Source organism: Deinococcus arboris (assembly GCF_009755355.1).
In the GTDB taxonomy this organism is placed as follows: Bacteria; Deinococcota; Deinococci; order Deinococcales; family Deinococcaceae; genus Deinococcus; species Deinococcus betulae.
On record NZ_WQLB01000051.1, the window covers coordinates 1 to 17,292 of the forward strand.

Below are 17,292 nucleotides of genomic sequence, written 5' to 3' on the forward strand. Positions count from 1 at the left end.
GAAACAGGCGCAGTCGCTCGTGGCGGACGGGGACGACCACGAATCCCCCCTGATGGCGTCGTGGGTGACAAAGGCTACAGCTACACCACCGTGCGGACCTACCTGCACAGCCGTGGCATTCAAGTCACCATTCCCAGGCGAAAGGATCAGGGGCTGAACCTCTGTTTTGATGCAACCCTTTACAAGGAGCGAAACAAGATTGAACGTCTGGTTGGCCGCCTTAAACACTTTCGCCGGATCACCACCCGATATGACAAGCGCGGTGAACTTCCCAAGGTGGTTGACGATCGCCGCCATCCTGCTTTGGCTCTAAGGCGCGACTTCTGGTTTAGCGCTTGGCAACGGATAAGGTATATGCGGCCATTTCGAGCTGTTCACGCCGTGTCGTATCAGTCTGTGTGGGCGCTGCAGACTCAAGCCAAGCTTGCTGCTGACTGTCCAGCAACCACTGCACGACCTGTTGTGCCTGCGCTGTCCGGATTGTCCAATAGGCTCCCTGTAACTGGCCCTGCCCCAGGCCATCGGCTTCAGACAACACGAAGGCGGCCAGATGCTGCACAGCAAATGGGCTATCGATCTTAGCCCAGTGAGTGAGGTAAGGCGTCAGATCGTGCGCTGCTTGAGCAATGCACTCAAGCACGGCGGCCACCTCGCACGGTTCCCAAGGGTCCTCGGCGTCTTCCCGTGCCAGGACGTCGTCCCACCAGGCATGCAGGAAGGCGTCCACAGCCCTGGACTCCTGATCTGTCCATGACCACCACTGGCTGTAGGTCAGTTTGCCCAACAGGATTTCAACCGCACTCAACTGATCATGCGCGATGAGTTCCAGGAGACGGGGAAGGAAGTGCTTGAAATCAACGTCGTCCCCCCACGTGGTCATGGTTTTCACGCTGAACAGACTCAGGTGCGGTCCCGTCAGATCATGCAGAGGAACTGCAGGCAGTTCCTCTGCTGCGCCTGAGGGAAGACACCCACAGGCGCAGCCCTCGATATGCCGTCGCAATGGGTACCGCTCAAACACCTGATAGAGGTGCTTGATGCTGTCCTGAAGGGCAGGCGAGAGAACCGGGGACGTCGTCACGCCTGGTATTCAACACGACTGCCCTCCTCAATACCAACGCACCTTGGCCTACACGCCGTAGTGCAGGACAATCGACCCCATTTCATACCAAAAGGTACGGTATGTTTAGCTTGTTATGGCACGCACGAGGAGAAAGGACTGGCTGGACGCGGGGCTCAAAGTGCTGAGCACTCAAGGCGAAGCAGGTCTAACGGTGGACGGACTGATCAGCTATATGGGCCTGACGAAGGGGTCTTTTTATCACCACTTTGCGGGGTTGCCCGCCTACAGGGCTGAACTCTTAGTGCATCTGGAACAGATGGGGTTCGCCGACGTGGTGGACGCCATCGACCACCAGTTGCCTCCAACCGAGCAACTGCGCCTCTTGACAGTGGCGGTCAGCCGCCTGGACCCAGCAGATGACCAGGCCGTGCGGCAATGGGCTGAGCGCGACCCAGCAGCCCGTGCGCTGGTGGAGCGGATGGATGAGCGCCGCACCGCGTACCTGGCAGATCTGTTCACGCAAATCGTGGGTTGTCCCGATCAAGGGTACCTGCTGGCCCGTCTGGGCTACGCGCTGTACCTGGGTGCAGGGCAGCTCCAGCCGCGCCTTCAAGGCGAAGAATACTTGCAGATCACCGAACTGCTGCACCGGCACTTGCTGCCGGCTCCCGGAGGCGAGGCGTGAAAAAAGCGAATGTCTGGTTAAAACTTCTGGCGCTCCTGCACCTGCTGGTGGGGCTCATCCTGTACCGTGAGCCGCTCCTGGCATGGGTGAACGCAGGCCTCTTCAATGCAGTTGAGCCGCATTGGGACCGCGTAGCGGCCTTCTGGTTTATGCTGAGCGGCGCGCTGCTGTACGGGCTGGGGCAGTTGGTCGCGGTCTTCGAGGCGCGAGGAGAAGCTCTGCCTGCCACCTTTGTCTGGGGGTGGCTGACCCTGGGGGTGTTGGGCACGGTCGCCATGCCCCTCAGCGGCTTTCCGCTCGTGACGCTGGCTGCAGCCCTCACCCTGAAGCAGCAGGGCGTGTGGCAGGCCGCATGATCTGTGTGGTAACTGGGGTAGCGGGCAGGTGCGTCTGAGGCGAGGCTGTGGTGGATCGCCAGGGCGCCCTGCCTCCCGCATGCATCGCAGGATGCTGTCCATGAGGTCGGGTTCGCCATTAAGAATCGCCATGCCCTGGCCGGTCTGAAGGTTGAACAGAAAGAGCTCTTCGCGATCGAGATGCGCAATCACCTACTCTGGCGCAAAGCCGTCCCAGAGATAACGGTAGTTCACGAGGTCAGACATACCCGTAGCTTAGCCAGACGCTGGTCTGTCTGGAATTATCACTTGGCCTACACGCCCTATTCCCTGCGATTCCCCCTTTGTTCCGCTCACCAGCGCTTAGCCCAGCAGGCGGCCCAGGCCCCGGCGCGGCGCTGGAAAGCGGGCGGCCTGTACCTGCGCGGCAAACTCTTCCAACGTCTCTTGCAGGGCTCGGGCTTCCCGAATCAGGGCGGCGGTCACGTCCTGCACCTGGGTGTCGCGCTCCTGTTCCCAGTGGCTGAGCACGCGCTCGTTCAGGCGGGCGTGGTCGGGGCTGGTCACGTCGCGTGGGGGAGCCAGGCGGTCGCGGGCGTCTTCCAGATACGCCACGCGGTCGGCGGCGCGGGCGGCTTCCTGCCACGCGCCCTGCCCCCTCAGCAGCGCCACGCGCGCGCCCAGCCGTTCCCGTTCCAGAACCGTTCTGGCCCGTTCTCGGCCCTGAATCAGCGCGGCGCCCGCCGCCATCCCCACCAGGGCCAGGGTAAACACCAGCAGCGACCAGTGCGGCGTAAAGCCCGTGTCCTCAGGCGCGGCGCTGAGGTCGGTCAGTTGCCCTTGCTGCGCGGCGTTGGCGGCAATTTCCTGCGTGGTGCGCAGAATGCCGTCCCAGTTCAGGTAACCTTCCACGCCCAGGTAGAGGACCACCACGGCGGCAATCCCGGCAAGGTAGGCGCTGGGGCGCGCCATCCCCGGCGTGCTGGGGGCCAGCTTGGCGCGGTAGGCCAGTTCGTCCACCAGCCACAGCAGCAGCACGCTGAACATGACCCCGGCGGTCAGGGCAATCAGGGTGAGGTACAGCCGGGATTCAGGGTTAAACAGCAGGTTGATGCTGACCCCGCTGATAATCCCCACGAAGAACTTGCTGAACACCGCAAAGCCGTTAAATACGCGCTTGGAGCCGCTTTTCTGTTCTGGTGGGCGCACGGTGTGGCCCTCGGCGGCCAGCTGAGCAGCGGCCTGCTGGGTGTAAAAGTCCTCGGCCGTGACGGTGTCGGGGCGCACGCCTGCGCGGGTCAGGGCCTCGAAGCGATCGGCGCGGGCCTGCTCAATTTCGGCGGTGGCCTGCTCGTAGGCGCGCTCTACACCGCTGCTGGCGGCATTCATAAAGGCCAGGTGTTCCTGCTGCCGCGCCCAGCTACCCCGCACGCCCATCCCGGTTTCGGCCAGCACCCGGTTCAGGGTCACGCGGGCCAGGTCGTAGTTGACCCGGTACTGCTCCACGTTTAGCGTCAGCAGCCGTGAGCGCGACACCAGGGCGGCGCGCGCGGCCTCGGCCGGAATCAATTGCAGTTCACCGCGCAGGTCGTCCAGAAGGGTCACGAAGTGTCCTGGCGTCAGCACTGGCATAAAGCCCTCAGCCGCCAGTGGGTCGGGGCGCGGCAGGGCCGGCTCGTAGAGGCGGGGGTCAAAGTCGTCTGGAGCAGGAACCAGATCCGGGGCCTTCGGAAGCGTTGGGAGAGGCGCTGCGGCCTTCTCCTCGGCAAACTCCAGATTCACGTCGCCCAGATCGGGGCCGCTGAGGGTCACACGCGACAGGGGCCGGAACTCGGGGGCGGGGTCAGGAGAGAGGGAGGTGGGGGAAAGAGGTTCAGGCCGCTCGGTCATCGCCGCGCTCCTTTCACGACATTCGCGAAGGTGGGGTACACGTTCGAGAGGTCGTAGGCCCCGGCCAGCAGCAGCTTGCTGTGGCTGCCGCTGGTACCCAGCGCCTTCACGAACGAGTCGCGCACCGACACCCCCCCTGCCCCCGGCTCAGGGCTCAGGCCCGCCACGAACAGCAGCCGCGTGGTCTGGGCGGCCAGTAGCCCTTTCATGGTGCTGCTCACCGACGCCCGCTTTGGGTCGTCCAGCAGGGCGCCGTCGGTAAACAGCACCACCACGTCGCCCACGCCGGCCGTCTGGGTGGACCGCCGGGCCGCCTGGGCCAGGCCCGCCGTAATCGCGCTGCCCTTGCCGGTACACGGCTTGGTCAGGGCGGCGGTGTAGCGCAGGATGTCGGCTTTGGCCATCCTGGCTCCGTTCTTGGAAGAAAACTTGAAATCGGCCACCGTCTGTACCCCTTCACAGATGCGCAGCAGCGTCAGCGTGTCCCCTGAGCGCAGCTGGTTAAGCAGCACGCTCTGCGAGAGCAGCCGCGCCTGGTCGGCGTACTTGAAAGCAGGATTCTTGCTGCTGCCGGTCATGTCCACCGCCACGGTGAAGTGCAGCGGCGGCGTGGACAGGCCCAGCAGGCTGGAGGCGCTCATGGGGGTGGGTAGCAGGAGAGACAAAGTCAGGAGGGAAGACAGAACCATAACTCAAAGACCTCTAGGGCGTGGGTGGTGTGGGGTTGCGCGGCTTCAGGCCTGCCAGGGGCACGGCGACCCCGCCGACCAGGGTGATGCCGGGCGGCGGGGTCATCGAACGGCGGTCGTGCGGCAAGTCGCGCAGCAGGCCCACCTCGCGGCAGGCGGTCTGGGCGCGGTAGAGGTCCACAGGTACACTCTGGCGGCCGTCGGGGTCGCCAATCCAGACGGCCATCGCGTACTGCGGGGTCACGGCGGCGCACCAGGTGTCGTTCACGTCGTCGGTGGTGCCGGATTTGGCGCCCAGCGGCATGGTCTTGCCCGCAAAGCGCTGGGCCAGGCTGGGGCGTAGGAACGGAACGTGACCGGCGCTGCTGCTGACCGCCCCATTCAGCAGGTCAAAGGTCTGGTACGCCACCACCTCGTCCCACAGCGGGGCGCAGGCTGGGCGCGGCAGCGGCAGGGGCCGCCCGGCGCGGTCATAAACCTCGGCCAGCAGGTGCGGCTGACAGAGGCTGCCCCCATTGGCAAAGCTGGCATACGCCGCCGCCACGGCCAGCGGCGAGGCGCGGAAGGTGCCCAGGGCGGGGCTGGAGCGGTTTTCGGGGTCGGGGCGGTAGTTCAGGGCACTGAGGGTCCGCCGCAGAGCTTCCTCGCGCGGCGTGCCCACCTGCACGGCCACCGTGTTGAGGCTGCGGGCGTTGGCTTCGCGCACGGTCACGGCGCGGCCCAGGAAGGTCTGGGTGCTGTTGCTGATGGCTTGCCCGGCATAGCGGGTGGGCTGGTCGGCATAGGTGCTCAGCTGCGTGACACCCTCGCCGAAGGCCAGGGCATACAGCAGCGGCTTAACCGTGCTGGCCACGGGTCGCCCTGCTGACGCCGCCCACTGCCGGCCCGGTTCGCTGCTTTGGAGGCCGCCTGTACTGCTGGCCAGCGCCACGATGCCGCCGCCGCGCACGTCCACAATCGCCGCGCCCTCGGCCACGCCGGGGGCCCGCTCGCCGGTAACGCCCTCGCCGCGTACCCGCGTGGTCAGGGCGGCCTGAGCGGCGGCGTCTACCGTCAGCACCACTCGGCCCACCCGGCGCGGCTCCAGGCCAGCCGAGCGCAGTTCACGGCGCACGAGTTCCTGCATAGCCCAGACGGGCTCTGGCTCATTGCTGTAGTCGGGATTGCGGGTGGCCGATACGACGCGCAGGTCAGCGCCGCTACCGGCGTACTCCACCTGCCACAGCCGGGGCTCAAGGGGCGTGGCGACAGCGGCCTGAAAGGTGGGGTCGTCAATCAGGCCTTGGGTGCGCAAAATCCTTAGGGTGGTCAGCTGCTGGGTGCGCATCCAGCGGAAGCGGGCCGTGGCCGTTTCGGGGGGCGTCTCTGCGGTCACCAGGTAGCGCCCAGGCGCTGGCAGCAGGCCCACCAGAAAGGCGCTCTGGGCTAGCGTCAGGTCGGCGGGCTCTGTGTCAAAGACCGCGCGCGAGGCGTCATAAATGCCCTTGCGCTGCCCAATGCCAATCCAGGGGAGGCTGTTGACGCTCATGGCCAGCACCTCGCGCCGGCCATAGCGCCACGTCACGAGTGGAGCCAGAACAAATTCAGTGGCCTTACGGGTCAGGGTCAGCAGCGGCCCACGCCGGTCGGTGTCGTAATCAAAGTGCCCGGCCAGCACGCTGTTTTTTAGCAGTTGCATGGTGATGGTGCTGCCGCCAGCGCCGGTCAGCAGGGCGCGGGGCAGGCGGCCAGGATCAACGCCCACATGGGCGAAGAACCGCACGTCCTCCTTGGCGATATAGGCCAGCAAGAAAGCGGGCGACACGCCAGTCAGCGGCACACTCAGCGATTCTCGGCAGGGCACGGCGTTCACCGCGCCGCCCTCCTGGCAGTGGTCAATGACACCCAGGGCCGCGCCCCGGCGGTCTTGCACCTCAATAGGTTGCAGTTCGGCTCGCAGGTTCCACACCCGGCCCAGGGCTCCGGTGCCCGCTGCTCCGGCCAGGCCCAGGGCCACCGTGCCTAGGGTCAGGACCCCGACAGTAGCCAGGGCCGCCCGTAAAATCCGGCGCAGTGTCCAGGGCTGGGGCCGCCGCACAAAGGGGGTGCGGGGCCAGGGGTTACGCCAGCGGCGCACGAGGGTCTGGAGCACTCAGCGCACCACGTCCAGCACGCCGGCGGCCGCCGCGCGAAACTGCCAGTCGCGCGTGACCTGATTCCACAGTCCACTCAGGCCGACCACGAGTACCAGCAGGGCGCCCAGGCCAGCCAGCGCCGTGACTGCTCCTGCCCAGGACGACCGGGGCGCGCGGGCACGCGGCGTCCGGGCCGGGCGTTCACGGCGCACTTTCGGCGCTGCGGGCGCAGGCAGCGGTGCCGACGGCAGACCCGACGAGTAGGGCCGGGGCTTACGCACGAAACTCATGGCCGCAGGATAGGGAAACCGCATGAGGCCCGCATCACACCTTTGGACGATTGGACGGGAGTTAAAGGGTGGGAAGATAGGGGGCTTTGCTTTCAGGCGCCAGGCCGGCGGACCATTCGCCTGAGGTGGTACTCGCTCCGGTATTCACTCTGCTGTCCTCTGACCTGCCCGTCAGTGAAACGGTGCTCTACTGTCCAGCTCTCTAGCCGCTGCGCGAACTTCTCAAGCTTGTGCCAACCTCGGTTGTCTGTTCGCTTCGGAATCCGCCAGCGTGTTCCGCAGCTGCGCATGGCCGATTGACATATGGGGCAGCGCGGGGCGGTGAAGCTGGCGCGGCCGACAGTTCGGTGCTCCAGGCAGACATAATTGCGCCTAAAGGTGCGGCTGGGGCGCTGGGCTTCTGTCATGTCTCACGCTAAAGCGGTGGCTGTTCTCCGGCATCTGCCATCTGCGCGCGTAGAGCCTCTGAAAAAGGGCTTAGGCCGAGGCGTTTATTGTCTGGTCTATGGCCCGAGTCAGAGGACTAGACTCGCAGCCATGACCCTGACCGCCCCCCTGCCCACCCGTGACGACCTGCGTGCCCAGTTCCCACCCCTGCAGAGCGGGCGCGCGTATCTGGACAATGCGGCGGGCGGGTTGCTGCCCACGCGTGCCATTGCTGCCGTGACCGATCACCTCACGCGCTACGGAGCCACCAACGCCATGCCGGGCCACCAGCCCGGCCGCGAGATTCTTGCCCTCAAGCACCGGGCACGGGAAGCCACCGCCTTATTCCTGAATGCCGCCCCCGAAGACGTGGCGCTGGCGCAGAGTGCCACGGCCCTAACCTTCCGGCTGGCCGCTGCCTTCGCCCGGCTGTGGGGACCCGGCGACGAAATTATTCTGAGCGGCTTAGAACACGAGTCCAACGCCAGCCCCTGGCGCGAACTGGAGCGGCAAGGCGTCACGGTCAAGGTCTGGCATGCCCGCCAGCCGGACATGACCCTGCACCCCGACGACCTCTCGGCGCTGCTGTCGTCCCAGACGCGCTTGGTGGCCGTCACGGCCGCCAGCAATGCCCTGGGGATCACGCCCGATATTCCAGCCATCACCGCGTTGGCCCGCGCCGCTGGCGCCTGGACCATCGTGGACGCTGTTCACGCCGCGCCGCATAGCTTCCCGGATGTGCAGACCTGGGGCGCCGACTTCGTGACCTTCAGCCCCTACAAAGTCTGGGCGCCGCATCTGGGCGCCCTGTGGATTCGCCCCGACCTGCGCGCCACGCTGCCCTGGCCACGGCTGGAATTCATTCCCCAGGGCGACATCACCGGCCTGGAACACGGCACCCCGCAATTTGAGCTGCTGGCCGGCTGGCTGGGCACGCTGGACTATCTGCGCGAGCTGGGCGGCCACGCCGAGCTGACCCGCCCCGCGCTGGAGGCCGCCTCGGCCCGTATTCAGGCCCTAGAGGCCCCCGTCATGGCGGGGCTGGTGGACGGCCTGCTGGCCCACGACCTCGTGACGGTGTACGGCCCGCAGGGCACCCAGGGCCGCGTGGGCACGGTGGCCTTTCGCGTGGTGGGGGAAACGCCCGAACAGACGGCGCTGCGCCTGACCGCGCGCGGGGTGGATGTGGCTGCTGGCCATTTCTACGCCGTGCAGCCCCTCAAGGATTTGGACCTGTATCCGCAGGGCGTGGTGCGCGCCAGCATTGCCCATTACACGACCGAGGAGGACATAGCGCGACTGCTAGACGGCCTGGCCTGAGCCTCAGACGGACTCCGCTTGAATCGCTGGTAGCAGTGATTCAAGTCGAGTGGACTGGGACAGCTGCACCGCAGAGCGAGCAGGAGAACAGGTGGGCTGAAGGGCGTAGCGTGAGCGCATCAGTTCTCTCCTACTGCGTTCACGGAGTAGACGGAATCCGTATCAGGCCTTCAGCACAGCATTCAGTTCGTCGCGGAAGGTCTGCGCGGCCGCCACACTGGCGTTCACATCCAGTCCACGGGCGTACTGCACGCCCCGGCTGGCGCTGGCCAGAGCGCCTGTGCCGCCAAGGTCAAAGGCGGGGGCCAGGTCAGCGGCGGTGGCCCCCTGCGCCCCCAGGCCAGGTAGCAACAGCAGGGCGCGGGGCATCTGGGCCCGGAAGGCGGCCAAGTCGCGCGGATGGGTGGCGCCCACCACGGCGCCCACGCTGGCGTACTCGCCGTCTTCCTGGGCATTCAGGCGCGTGACCTCGTCGGCCACCCGCTCGCTGACGCCCTCGCCTTGCAGGTCGGCCTGGCCTGGATTGCTGGTTTTGACCAGCACGAACACCGCGCCGCCGTGGGTGCGGGCAGTGTCCACGAAGGGCGTCAGCGTTTCAAAGCCCAGGAATGGGTTGACGGTCAGGGCGGCGCCGGCGTGGCGGCCAGTCAGCCAGCCCTGGGCATACGCCTGCGCCGTTGAGCCGATGTCGCCGCGCTTGCCGTCCAGCAGCACCGGCAGGCCCAGAGTGTGGGCAGCGGCGCAGACCTCCTCCAGCACCTGGAGGCCGGCTAGGCCCGCCGCCTCGTAGAAGGCCAACTGAGGCTTGACGCAGGCGGCGTAGGGGGCGGTGGCCTCCAGCACATCCAGGGTGTGGGCGCGCAGGTGGGCCAGGTCGCGGTAAGCGTCTAGACGCGGATCAAGGCCCACACACAGGCGCGTGTTGAGGCGGCGGGTGCGATCGGTCACGGCCTGGGCAAACGTCATCGGCCCGAGGCTAACACGGGGGGCGCGCTGCCCCAGGGCGTTAGCCGAGCGGCCGTTCGGGCAGGGCGAATCGGCGCCAGCCGGGGCATGCACTAGGCCACTTCCAGCACCGCCTCTTCTGCTGGGCCCTAGAGGACAAGGCCCCCGCTTTCTACCGCGGCATCTACCCGATCACTTTTTTAACGGTCGTGGCCAGCTTCGGGGGGTACATCAGGGCAAACTGGCCGTGTTGGTCGGCCCAGACGCGCGCCATATCACTGTAGCGCATGGCGACGTAGCCCAGCAGCGGGTCCATGATGTACACCTGCCCGGACTGGTCGTTGTAACCCACCAGCACCCGCCAGTGCGGAATAACCTGCCCGGCAGCCGTGATGTGCGATTGCAGCGCAATGACGGGCAGACCGCTGCGAATAGCGGCCTTGACCGTGTTCAGGTTGCCCCCCGAATACAGCCGGGCTTCCATACCGACCTGCGGCGCAAACCGCACGATGGCCTGGGCGCTCATGTAAGAGCGTTCGGTGGGCCGGGTCTGGCGGCTGACATCGGCCATGTTCACCTTCAGGCCAAAGTACCCCAGCACCTGCGTCAGGCTGGCCGGGCCGCAGGCGTTGTAGGTCTGGCGCACCAACGGCATGCCTTTCAGGACATAGCCGGGCGGGGTGGCGGCCAGCGCCGACGAAGACAGGCCCAACAGGGCAACACAAAAAGCCGCGCGCATCCGGCAGAGGATGGCACGCGGCGCGTCACGGGAACCTTTCAGGAGGCGTGGTGAGTCCCGCACCCCTAGCCCTGCTACACCCGCGTCAAATCTTTTGGCAGCGGCAGAAACTCGATTTCTGGGTGCTGCTCAGCGGTGTATTCCAGGTCGTAGCGGCTGCGGAACAGCATGACGGGGCGTCCCTGGTCGTCTTCCACGTGGCGGGCAAAGCGGGCCACGCCCGCAGGATCGCCGGCCAGCCAGCGCACCAGCCCGTAGCTGGTGATGTTCATTTCCACGTCCACGCCGTATTCCTCCTGCAAGCGGGCCTGGAAGACCTCAAATTGCAGCGGCCCCACGGCGCCCAGGTAGGGGTCGCGCGCGCCGTCGGTGGGGTAGAAGACCTGCACGACGCCTTCTTCGGCCAGCTGGGTCAGGCCCTTCATAAAGGCCTTGCGTTTGCCCACGTCCCTCAGGGCAACGGTGGCAAAAGTTTCCGGAGTAAAGCGGGGAAAGCCCGGCAGCGCAACTTTGGCGTCCACGCTGACCACATCGCCAATCTGGAAAACGCCGGGGTTCACCAGACCCACGATGTCGCCGGGGTAGGCTTCTTCGACCTTTTCGCGGTCCTGGGCAAACAGGGTGTGCGCCTGACTGAGACGCAATTTGCGGCCGGTGCGGGTGTGGGTCACGTCCATGCCGCGCTCAAAGTGGCCGCTCATCACGCGCATATAGGCGGTGCGGTCACGGTGGGCCCGACTCATGTTCGCCTGCAACTTGAAGATGAAGCCCGCAAAACCTGCTTCCGGGGCGCGCTCGCCCAAGTTGGTCTCGACTGGGCCGGGCGGCGGGGCCAGCTCCACAAAGTTCTGCAGGAAGTGCTCCACACCGAAGTTGTTCATGGCACTGCCGAAAAAGACAGGAGTCAGTTCGCCGTTCAGGAACGCGTCCGCCTCGAATTCGGGCATGGCCCCCTGGATCAGCTCCACGTCTTCGCGCAGCTTGGCGGCCAGGTCCGCGCCCACTAAGGCGTCTAGTTGCGGGTCGTCCAGGCCAGCCGTCTGCACAGGCGCCCGGTGCTTGCCGCCCGAGGTGCGCTCGAAGGCCAGCACTTGCCCGGTTTGCAGGTCATATACACCTTTAAAGTCTGGGCCGTCGCCAATCGGCCAGGTCAGCGGCACCACCGTGATTTTCAGAATGCCTTCCACCTGAGCAATCAGCTCAAAGGGGTCCTGGGCGGGGCGGTCCATCTTATTCACGAAGGTCAGGATGGGAATGCCGCGGTTGCGGCACACGGCGAACAATTTCTCGGTCTGGGCCTGCACTCCACGCGCGGCGTCCAGCACCATCAGGGCGCTGTCAGCGGCCGTCAGGGTGCGGTAGGTGTCTTCGCTGAAGTCCTGGTGACCAGGGGTGTCCAGCAGGTTGACGTGCCGCCCCTGGTACTCGAAGGTCAGCGCACTGCTGGAAATAGAGATGCCGCGCTGCTGCTCAATGCTCATCCAGTCGGACTTGGTGTGAGAGCGGCCCTCTTTGGCGGTCACGCTGCCGGCTTCCTGAATGGCGCCGCCGTAGAGCAGCAGTTTTTCGGTGATGGTCGTCTTCCCGGCGTCTGGGTGCGAGATGATGGCGAAGGTGCGGCGCCGGGCAATTTCCTGTGGCAGCGCGGCGGGGTTGATGTCGGGGCTGGTCATGGGGACTCCTGCGGGCCACAAAAACGGGGCGCGGCCCAGTGTGACGCTGAGACTGAGGGAAACAAACGCGGTCTCGACTCTCGCTACGGGGGCGTGAGGAGAACCGTCATGCGGCCATGATAGCGGGCGCGGGGGCCAGCCGTCATCTGGGGCCGTGACCCAGGGCCAAAAGGGCGTAGGCTGAGGGCATGACCTCTGCCTCACGCGCCGGCTGGGCCGCCGTTCTGGCCACCGCCATCGCCTCCGCGGCCTTTGTGGCGACCGGCATCTTTGTGGTGCGCGGCCTGACCGACCTGAAAAATGCCAGCGACGTGATTAACGTCACCGGCAGCGCCCGGCGGTCCATTACTTCGGACCTGGCGGTGTGGACGTTTACGGTGCGCAGCGAGAGTGAGGACAGCCTGCAGGCGGCCTACGCACAGTTCCGCGCCGCGCAGCCGGCCCTGGACCGCTTTGTGCGCGGACAGAACTTCAGCGCCGAGGAGCTGCGCCGCGAGCCGGTCAGCGCCGCCCCCGAAACCTATACCGTCATTGAAACCATCGGCGGCGAGAACGAGGAAGTCGAGCGCACGCGCTACGTGGTCAGCCAGGCGTACCGCGCCCAATCGGGCGATATCGCCAAGATTCAGACCGCGGTGGGGGCCGCCACCGCCAGCTTCGTGGACGCCAGCACCGGGGGCGTCACGGTGGAAAGTGGCGCCATCAGCTACCTGTACACCAAGCTGGCCGACGTGCGCCTGGCCCTCCTGAAAGATGCCAGTCAGGACGCCCAGCGCCGCGCCCAGGCCATTGCCGAGAGCGCGGGCAACGAGGTCGGCGCCGTCAAAAATGCCCGCATGGGCGTTTTTCAGATCACGCCGCGCTTTGAAACCAGCGTGGAAGACAGTGGCAGCTACGACACCCGCAGCCTGGAAAAGGACGTGACGGCCGTGGTCGAGATTGATTTTGTGGTGAGGTAACCCCCTTCAGCTTAGGGGTTAAGTGGACCGTGGGCGCCGCCCCCTGAACCTCGGCTGACAGTGGGAGGGCCTCAGGGCCAGAGCGCTGACAGAGAGCTGAACAGGGCCTGCTGTGATGAGAGCAGAGGAAGTCTTCTCGTTCTCACCGCCCAGGAGGCCCTGACCATGACCCGACCACTCCTTGTTCTGCTGCTGCTCAGTGCGCCGGCCAGCGCCGCGTCCCCCGCTTACCTGGATGTGGCCACCAGCCCCAAGGGCAGCACAGCCGCCGATATGTTCCGTGACCTGGGGCAGGTGTGTACCGGCGCCTCGTTCCTGCGCCAGCGGCAGACCTCGGGCAGCGTGGAAAATCTGGACTTGCTGCTGAACAACCAGGTGTCGCTGGCGTTCGTGCAGCTGGACGTGCTCAAGGCCCGCGACCAGATTGACCACGACGAGCGGGTGCGCGCCCTGAAAACGCTGTTGCCTCTGAATTTCGACGAGATTCATCTGCTGGCGCGGCCCGCCGTGGTGAAGACCAACTTGCTGGGCAAGACGACGGTCAGCGGTGTTCAGAAGTTCAGTGACCTCAGGGGCCGCAAGCTGGGCGCCTGGGGCGGCAGCGTGGTGACCGCGCGCGTGCTCAGTGCCAAGTCAGGCCTGCCTCTGACTATTCAGGAGTACCAGGGCCGTGAAGAGGCGCTGGCCGCCCTGAGCGCGGGCCAGGTGGACGCCGTGCTGGCGGTGGCCGGGCAGCCTGTGGACTGGGTCAAAGCCCTGAGCCCTGCCGCTTACCGCCTGCTGCCCTTGGACATCGCGCCGGCGCGCGTCAATGGGTTTTACCGGCCGGCCACGCTGCGTTACGCCGGTCTGGGCGGGAATGTGGGCACCTACGCCGTGCAGCGCTTGCTGGTCACGCGCGACTTCAAGACCCCCGAACGCCGAGCCGCCCTGCTGGCCTACCAGAAGTGCGCCCTGTCCAAGCTGACCCAGCTGCAAGAAACCCAGGGCTTTCACCCCAAGTGGACTGACGTGACCTTTAAAGAACAGACCTGGCCCCGGTTCAAGTAAGCCGAGGTGGTCGGCCGCTGGTTGCTGCGGCATTCGCGCATGTTTCAGGGGGCCGCATCGTCTTGGCAGCGCCGGTGCCCCGCTGTCCTCAGGCCGGGGTTACCGGGACGAGGCTGTGCTCCTGACCACGGCTGTCAAAGTTCTTCAGGGCAAGCCTGACAGAGCCTGTACCCTGAGGTCATGACACCTCTGGCTGGGCGGCGGCCCAGGGTCAACCTGCGCGGGTCTGCTGAAGGTCAGGCGCAGTGGGCCGCATGACCGTCGCTCTGCGCCCCCTCCACCGTGGCGACGAGGAAGCGGCGGTGCACTGGGCCGCCGACCCCGAGTTCTGCCGCGCCGCTGGCTGGACGCCGGGCCTGGCCGCGCGCGTGGTGCGGCGCCACTGGCAGAGCCTGATAGCCGCCCGCGACCCGACCTTTCGCCGCTTTGGCCTGACGCTGGACGGGCGACTGGTGGGGTACGCTGACCTGGCCGACCTGACCGCGCAGAGCGGTGAACTGGGCATCGCGGTGGGCGAGCGGGCGCTGTGGGGGCAGGGCATTGCCGCTCAGGGGTGCCGGGCGCTGCTGGCCTGGGCCTGGGCGCAGGAACTGCAGGGAGTCACAGCGCAGGTGCATGAACCCAACGCCCGTTCTCACGCCCTGCTGGCCCGACTGGGCTTTCAGGCCGTGGGCTGGGGCCCACCGGAACCCTACCAGGGGGAGGTCGTGCCGGTGCGGCACTATCGCCTGGTCAGGCCGGGTTGACCACGTGTCCGGCTGCGCGCAGGGCGGCCACTGCCCGGCCCAGGTCGGCGCCTGCCACCAGCACATAGTCGGTATTGAATGTGGACAGCGCAAAAATGCCCACGTCAGCGTCACGCAGCGGATTCAGGACGCTGGCCAGAATGCCGGTGAGGCTGAAGTCAAACGGCCCAGCCAGTTTCAGGGCGCGCCAGCCAGGCTGGGTGGTCACGCCTGCCGGCACGGCGTCAGCGGCGCCCACCACCGACAGTTCATCGGGGGCGCCCACCACACACCAGACCTCGCCCTGGGTGGCCCAGAGTGGGAGAGGGCTCCCGCCAGGCAGCTGTGACACGGCGTAATCGCCACTCAGGACCGTCAGGGTCAGGTGCATGCCCGCAGCCTACCGGGCGCTGGCCCCCACCATTTGGCCAGGGCAGGAGACTGGCCAGGCGGAGGGCGTGTTTGACCGGCCGGGGGCGCACCATAGGGCCATGACAACCTTTTCTGAACTTTCGAGTGGCCTCGCCAGTGCCGTTGAAGCGGCAGCCCCAAGTGTCGTGAGTGTGCGTGCGGCGCGGCCCGTCAGCGGCACCGTCATCGCCCCCGGCGAGGTGCTGACTGCCGCCCACCTGCTGCACACCGATGAGGTGAGCGTGGTGGACGCGCAGGGCCAGACCTTCAGCGCCGCCGTGGTGGGCCGGGACCCCGGCAGTGACCTGGCCCTCCTGCGGGTGGCTGGACTAGACGCCCCCGCCCTGACCGCCACCCAGGGCACGCGGGTGGGCGAACTGCTGCTGGCGGTGGGCCGTCCCCCGCATGGCGTGCAGGCGGCGCTGGGCTTTATGGAGCGTGCGCCGGAACGCGGCTGGCTGCCAGCTGGGGCGGCTCCGTTCCGAGGGGTCAGTGGCGGCGCCCTGGTGGACGCGCGCGGCGGCCTGGTGGGCGTACTGAACGCGGGCGTGTCGCGCGGCGAACTGCTGGCCGTCCCGGCCGAGCGCGCCCTCAAGGTGGCGGGTCTGCTGGGCACCACGGGCCGGGTGCCTCGCGGTTACCTGGGGCTGTCCACTCAGCCCGTGCATTTTCCCGGTGAAGACCAGCCCGAGGACCCGCACGGCCACCTCCACCGGGGCCGGCGCGGCTGGGGTGGTCCGCGCGGTCCCTGGGGCCACGGTCCAGACCGTGAGGGCCGGCGGGGTGGACGGGGCCGCCTGGGGCTGACGGTGGTGCAGGTGGCGGCGGGCAGTCCAGGCGAAGCGGCGGGGCTGCGGGTGGGCGACGTGCTGCTGGCCCTGAACGGTGAACCCATGCGTCACCCCCGTGAACTGCTCTCGGCGGTGCGCGAGCGCGCCAAAGACACCCTGACCCTCCGGGTGCTGCGCGCTGGACAGGAGCAGGACGTGCCCGTCACGGTAGGCGAACGCTGAGCGTGCCCCGTGCCACCAGAGCCAGGGGGTCGCTCTTGTCTGATAGACACACCAAGGGGCGTCCTCTCAAGCCCTCGCCGGGTGAGACGCGGTGGCCTTAACATCGGGCATGTTCCGGCCGGACAGCCTGCCCACCGTGCGCGTCGCCCTGACCTCGGCGGTGTGGGCGGCTGGGGTTGAGGCCGTGCTGGCCGCAGCGGGCCTGCCCCTGGCCGCAGACGAAGAGGACGCAGACGTCCTGATTGTGGACGACGCCTGGCTGCCGGACCTGCCAGCACTAGCGGGGCAGGCGCTGGTGGCCCTGGGGTCGCGCGAGTGGGCGGCGGTCCTGCCTGGTGTTCTGACGGGGGGTTGGGCCGCGCTGACCCCTGATGCCACCTCGGCGGAACTGGTGGCAGGCGTGCTGGGCGCGGCAGCAGGCCTGGTGACGCTGCTGCCAGCGGCGCTGACCGCCGAGCCCGAAGCCGACCCGGTGCCCGCCGGCGAGGTCACCCTCACCCCACGCGAACATGACGTGCTGGCGCTGCTGGCCGAGGGCCTGAGCAACAAACGCGCCGCGCGCGACCTGGGCGTCAGCGAAAGCACCGTCAAGTTTCATGTGCAAGCGCTGTATTCCAAACTGGGCGTCCAGAGCCGGGCCGGTGCGGTGGCACGCGGCATTGCGTTGGGTTTGGTGAGCGTGTAGAGCTGGCCTGAATGGGAACCCAGTAGCAGTCGGTGGCGGGTTTGGCAGAGGGGCCTTCTCATGCGACAGCAACAACCGTCTGCGCTGGACTCCGGGGAAATCGTCTGCACCCACAATTCCAGGTGGCCAGACTCAGCGAGGGGCGTCATCCATGGGTGGCGGATTTTTCGACAGCGGCATCTTGTTGACCTGGAGTGGTGCCTCACCTCCAGGTCAAAACAGGCGCTGCCTCATTGCGTGCACTTCACCGTGCAGGTCCCCTTGGTTCAGGGATGCCTTT

The 17,292-nt window shown here is 66.9% G+C and carries 18 protein-coding genes; 8 read left to right on the plus strand and 10 right to left on the minus strand.

Annotated elements, in window-relative coordinates; translation table 11 throughout:
- Together GO986_RS23590 and GO986_RS23130 are read right to left on the minus strand one after the other, a co-directional pair.
- Nucleotides 1-297, minus strand: a 297-nt coding sequence (locus GO986_RS23590; protein ID WP_439648724.1) for a hypothetical protein, incomplete at its 3' end; no start/stop codon positions are given.
- A 31-nt stretch (nucleotides 298-328) separates the two neighbouring features.
- A complete protein-coding gene (locus GO986_RS23130; RefSeq protein WP_157461532.1) occupies nucleotides 329-1,081 on the minus strand; it encodes a hypothetical protein in 753 nt (250 codons plus the stop codon).
- A gap of 115 nt (nucleotides 1,082-1,196) precedes the next feature.
- On the opposite strand from GO986_RS23130, the gene GO986_RS23555 reads away from it, so the two are divergent.
- Both GO986_RS23555 and GO986_RS23330 read left to right on the plus strand, forming a co-directional pair.
- A complete protein-coding gene (locus tag GO986_RS23555; protein WP_157461533.1) occupies nucleotides 1,197-1,748 on the plus strand; it encodes a TetR/AcrR family transcriptional regulator in 552 nt (183 codons plus the stop codon).
- Complete coding sequence (locus tag GO986_RS23330; RefSeq protein WP_157461534.1) at nucleotides 1,745-2,104, plus strand: DUF6463 family protein; 360 nt, start codon at nucleotides 1,745-1,747, stop codon at nucleotides 2,102-2,104. The genes GO986_RS23555 and GO986_RS23330 overlap by 4 nt, the downstream gene beginning before the upstream one ends.
- A 342-nt stretch (nucleotides 2,105-2,446) precedes the next feature.
- Here GO986_RS23330 and GO986_RS21305 read toward each other — a convergent pair whose 3' ends face one another.
- The 4 genes from GO986_RS21305 to GO986_RS21320 form a co-directional block, all read right to left on the minus strand.
- Nucleotides 2,447-3,973: a hypothetical protein gene (locus GO986_RS21305; protein ID WP_232337948.1), complete on the minus strand. Its 1,527-nt coding sequence runs from the start codon at nucleotides 3,971-3,973 to the stop codon at nucleotides 2,447-2,449.
- Entirely contained in the window at nucleotides 3,970-4,614 is a 645-nt protein-coding gene (locus GO986_RS21310) for a vWA domain-containing protein (protein WP_232337949.1), read from the minus strand. The genes GO986_RS21305 and GO986_RS21310 overlap by 4 nt, the downstream gene beginning before the upstream one ends.
- A gap of 61 nt (nucleotides 4,615-4,675) precedes the next feature.
- Complete coding sequence (locus GO986_RS21315) at nucleotides 4,676-6,793, minus strand: transglycosylase domain-containing protein (protein WP_369409528.1); 2,118 nt, start codon at nucleotides 6,791-6,793, stop codon at nucleotides 4,676-4,678.
- Nucleotides 6,794-7,066 (minus strand): hypothetical protein, encoded by a 273-nt coding sequence (locus GO986_RS21320; RefSeq protein ID WP_157461536.1) that lies wholly within the window; start codon nucleotides 7,064-7,066, stop codon nucleotides 6,794-6,796.
- Between the two features lie 537 nt (nucleotides 7,067-7,603).
- Here GO986_RS21320 and GO986_RS21325 point away from each other — a divergent pair.
- Entirely contained in the window at nucleotides 7,604-8,812 is a 1,209-nt protein-coding gene (locus GO986_RS21325) for a cysteine desulfurase-like protein (RefSeq protein ID WP_157461537.1), read from the plus strand.
- A 162-nt stretch (nucleotides 8,813-8,974) separates the two neighbouring features.
- Here GO986_RS21325 and pyrF read toward each other — a convergent pair whose 3' ends face one another.
- The 3 genes from pyrF to GO986_RS21340 all read right to left on the minus strand — a co-directional run bounded on the left by pyrF (nucleotide 8,975) and on the right by GO986_RS21340 (nucleotide 12,169).
- Nucleotides 8,975-9,778 (minus strand): orotidine-5'-phosphate decarboxylase, encoded by an 804-nt coding sequence (gene pyrF / locus GO986_RS21330; RefSeq protein ID WP_157461538.1) that lies wholly within the window; start codon nucleotides 9,776-9,778, stop codon nucleotides 8,975-8,977.
- A 163-nt stretch (nucleotides 9,779-9,941) separates the two neighbouring features.
- The gene (locus GO986_RS21335; RefSeq protein ID WP_232337950.1) at nucleotides 9,942-10,496 is read right to left on the minus strand and encodes a C39 family peptidase; all 555 of its coding nucleotides are present in this window, start codon (nucleotides 10,494-10,496) and stop codon (nucleotides 9,942-9,944) included.
- 74 nt (nucleotides 10,497-10,570) lie between these two features.
- Nucleotides 10,571-12,169: a peptide chain release factor 3 gene (locus GO986_RS21340; RefSeq protein WP_157461539.1), complete on the minus strand. Its 1,599-nt coding sequence runs from the start codon at nucleotides 12,167-12,169 to the stop codon at nucleotides 10,571-10,573.
- Nucleotides 12,170-12,357: 188 nt separating this feature from the next.
- On the opposite strand from GO986_RS21340, the gene GO986_RS21345 reads away from it, so the two are divergent.
- From GO986_RS21345 to GO986_RS21355, 3 genes are all read left to right on the plus strand, one after another.
- Nucleotides 12,358-13,128 (plus strand): SIMPL domain-containing protein, encoded by a 771-nt coding sequence (locus GO986_RS21345; RefSeq protein WP_157461540.1) that lies wholly within the window; start codon nucleotides 12,358-12,360, stop codon nucleotides 13,126-13,128.
- Between the two features lie 165 nt (nucleotides 13,129-13,293).
- Entirely contained in the window at nucleotides 13,294-14,178 is an 885-nt protein-coding gene (locus GO986_RS21350) for a TAXI family TRAP transporter solute-binding subunit (protein ID WP_157461541.1), read from the plus strand.
- Nucleotides 14,179-14,432: 254 nt separating this feature from the next.
- Nucleotides 14,433-14,924 (plus strand): GNAT family N-acetyltransferase, encoded by a 492-nt coding sequence (locus tag GO986_RS21355; protein ID WP_157461542.1) that lies wholly within the window; start codon nucleotides 14,433-14,435, stop codon nucleotides 14,922-14,924.
- Here GO986_RS21355 and GO986_RS21360 read toward each other — a convergent pair.
- Nucleotides 14,911-15,294, minus strand: coding sequence for an ACT domain-containing protein (locus tag GO986_RS21360; protein WP_157461543.1), 384 nt, complete (start codon nucleotides 15,292-15,294; stop codon nucleotides 14,911-14,913). The two genes, GO986_RS21355 and GO986_RS21360, sit on opposite strands and share 14 nt — an antisense overlap.
- Nucleotides 15,295-15,394: 100 nt before the next feature.
- Here GO986_RS21360 and GO986_RS21365 point away from each other — a divergent pair, with 100 nt between their 5' ends.
- Together GO986_RS21365 and GO986_RS21370 are read left to right on the plus strand one after the other, a co-directional pair.
- The gene (locus tag GO986_RS21365) at nucleotides 15,395-16,327 is read left to right on the plus strand and encodes a S1C family serine protease (protein WP_157461544.1); all 933 of its coding nucleotides are present in this window, start codon (nucleotides 15,395-15,397) and stop codon (nucleotides 16,325-16,327) included.
- Between the two features lie 109 nt (nucleotides 16,328-16,436).
- Nucleotides 16,437-17,012, plus strand: a complete 576-nt coding sequence (locus GO986_RS21370) for a response regulator transcription factor (RefSeq protein WP_157461545.1) — start codon at nucleotides 16,437-16,439, stop codon at nucleotides 17,010-17,012.
- Nucleotides 17,013-17,292 lie beyond the last annotated feature (280 nt).

Bases quoted from the DNA above. Each gene is read 5' to 3' on its own strand.
- GO986_RS23555 (WP_157461533.1), top strand. From the start codon at position 1,197: ATGGCACGCACGAGGAGAAAGGACTGGCTGGACGCGGGGCTCAAAGTG.
- GO986_RS21305 (WP_232337948.1), bottom strand. From the start codon at position 3,973: ATGACCGAGCGGCCTGAACCTCTTTCCCCCACCTCCCTCTCTCCTGAC.
- GO986_RS21310 (WP_232337949.1), bottom strand. From the start codon at position 4,614: ATGAGCGCCTCCAGCCTGCTGGGCCTGTCCACGCCGCCGCTGCACTTC.
- GO986_RS21320 (WP_157461536.1), bottom strand. From the start codon at position 7,066: ATGAGTTTCGTGCGTAAGCCCCGGCCCTACTCGTCGGGTCTGCCGTCG.
- GO986_RS21325 (WP_157461537.1), top strand. From the start codon at position 7,604: ATGACCCTGACCGCCCCCCTGCCCACCCGTGACGACCTGCGTGCCCAG.
- pyrF (WP_157461538.1), bottom strand. From the start codon at position 9,778: ATGACGTTTGCCCAGGCCGTGACCGATCGCACCCGCCGCCTCAACACG.
- GO986_RS21335 (WP_232337950.1), bottom strand. From the start codon at position 10,496: ATGCGCGCGGCTTTTTGTGTTGCCCTGTTGGGCCTGTCTTCGTCGGCG.
- GO986_RS21340 (WP_157461539.1), bottom strand. From the start codon at position 12,169: ATGACCAGCCCCGACATCAACCCCGCCGCGCTGCCACAGGAAATTGCC.
- GO986_RS21345 (WP_157461540.1), top strand. From the start codon at position 12,358: ATGACCTCTGCCTCACGCGCCGGCTGGGCCGCCGTTCTGGCCACCGCC.
- GO986_RS21350 (WP_157461541.1), top strand. From the start codon at position 13,294: ATGACCCGACCACTCCTTGTTCTGCTGCTGCTCAGTGCGCCGGCCAGC.
- GO986_RS21355 (WP_157461542.1), top strand. From the start codon at position 14,433: ATGACCGTCGCTCTGCGCCCCCTCCACCGTGGCGACGAGGAAGCGGCG.
- GO986_RS21360 (WP_157461543.1), bottom strand. From the start codon at position 15,294: ATGCACCTGACCCTGACGGTCCTGAGTGGCGATTACGCCGTGTCACAG.
- GO986_RS21365 (WP_157461544.1), top strand. From the start codon at position 15,395: ATGACAACCTTTTCTGAACTTTCGAGTGGCCTCGCCAGTGCCGTTGAA.
- GO986_RS21370 (WP_157461545.1), top strand. From the start codon at position 16,437: ATGTTCCGGCCGGACAGCCTGCCCACCGTGCGCGTCGCCCTGACCTCG.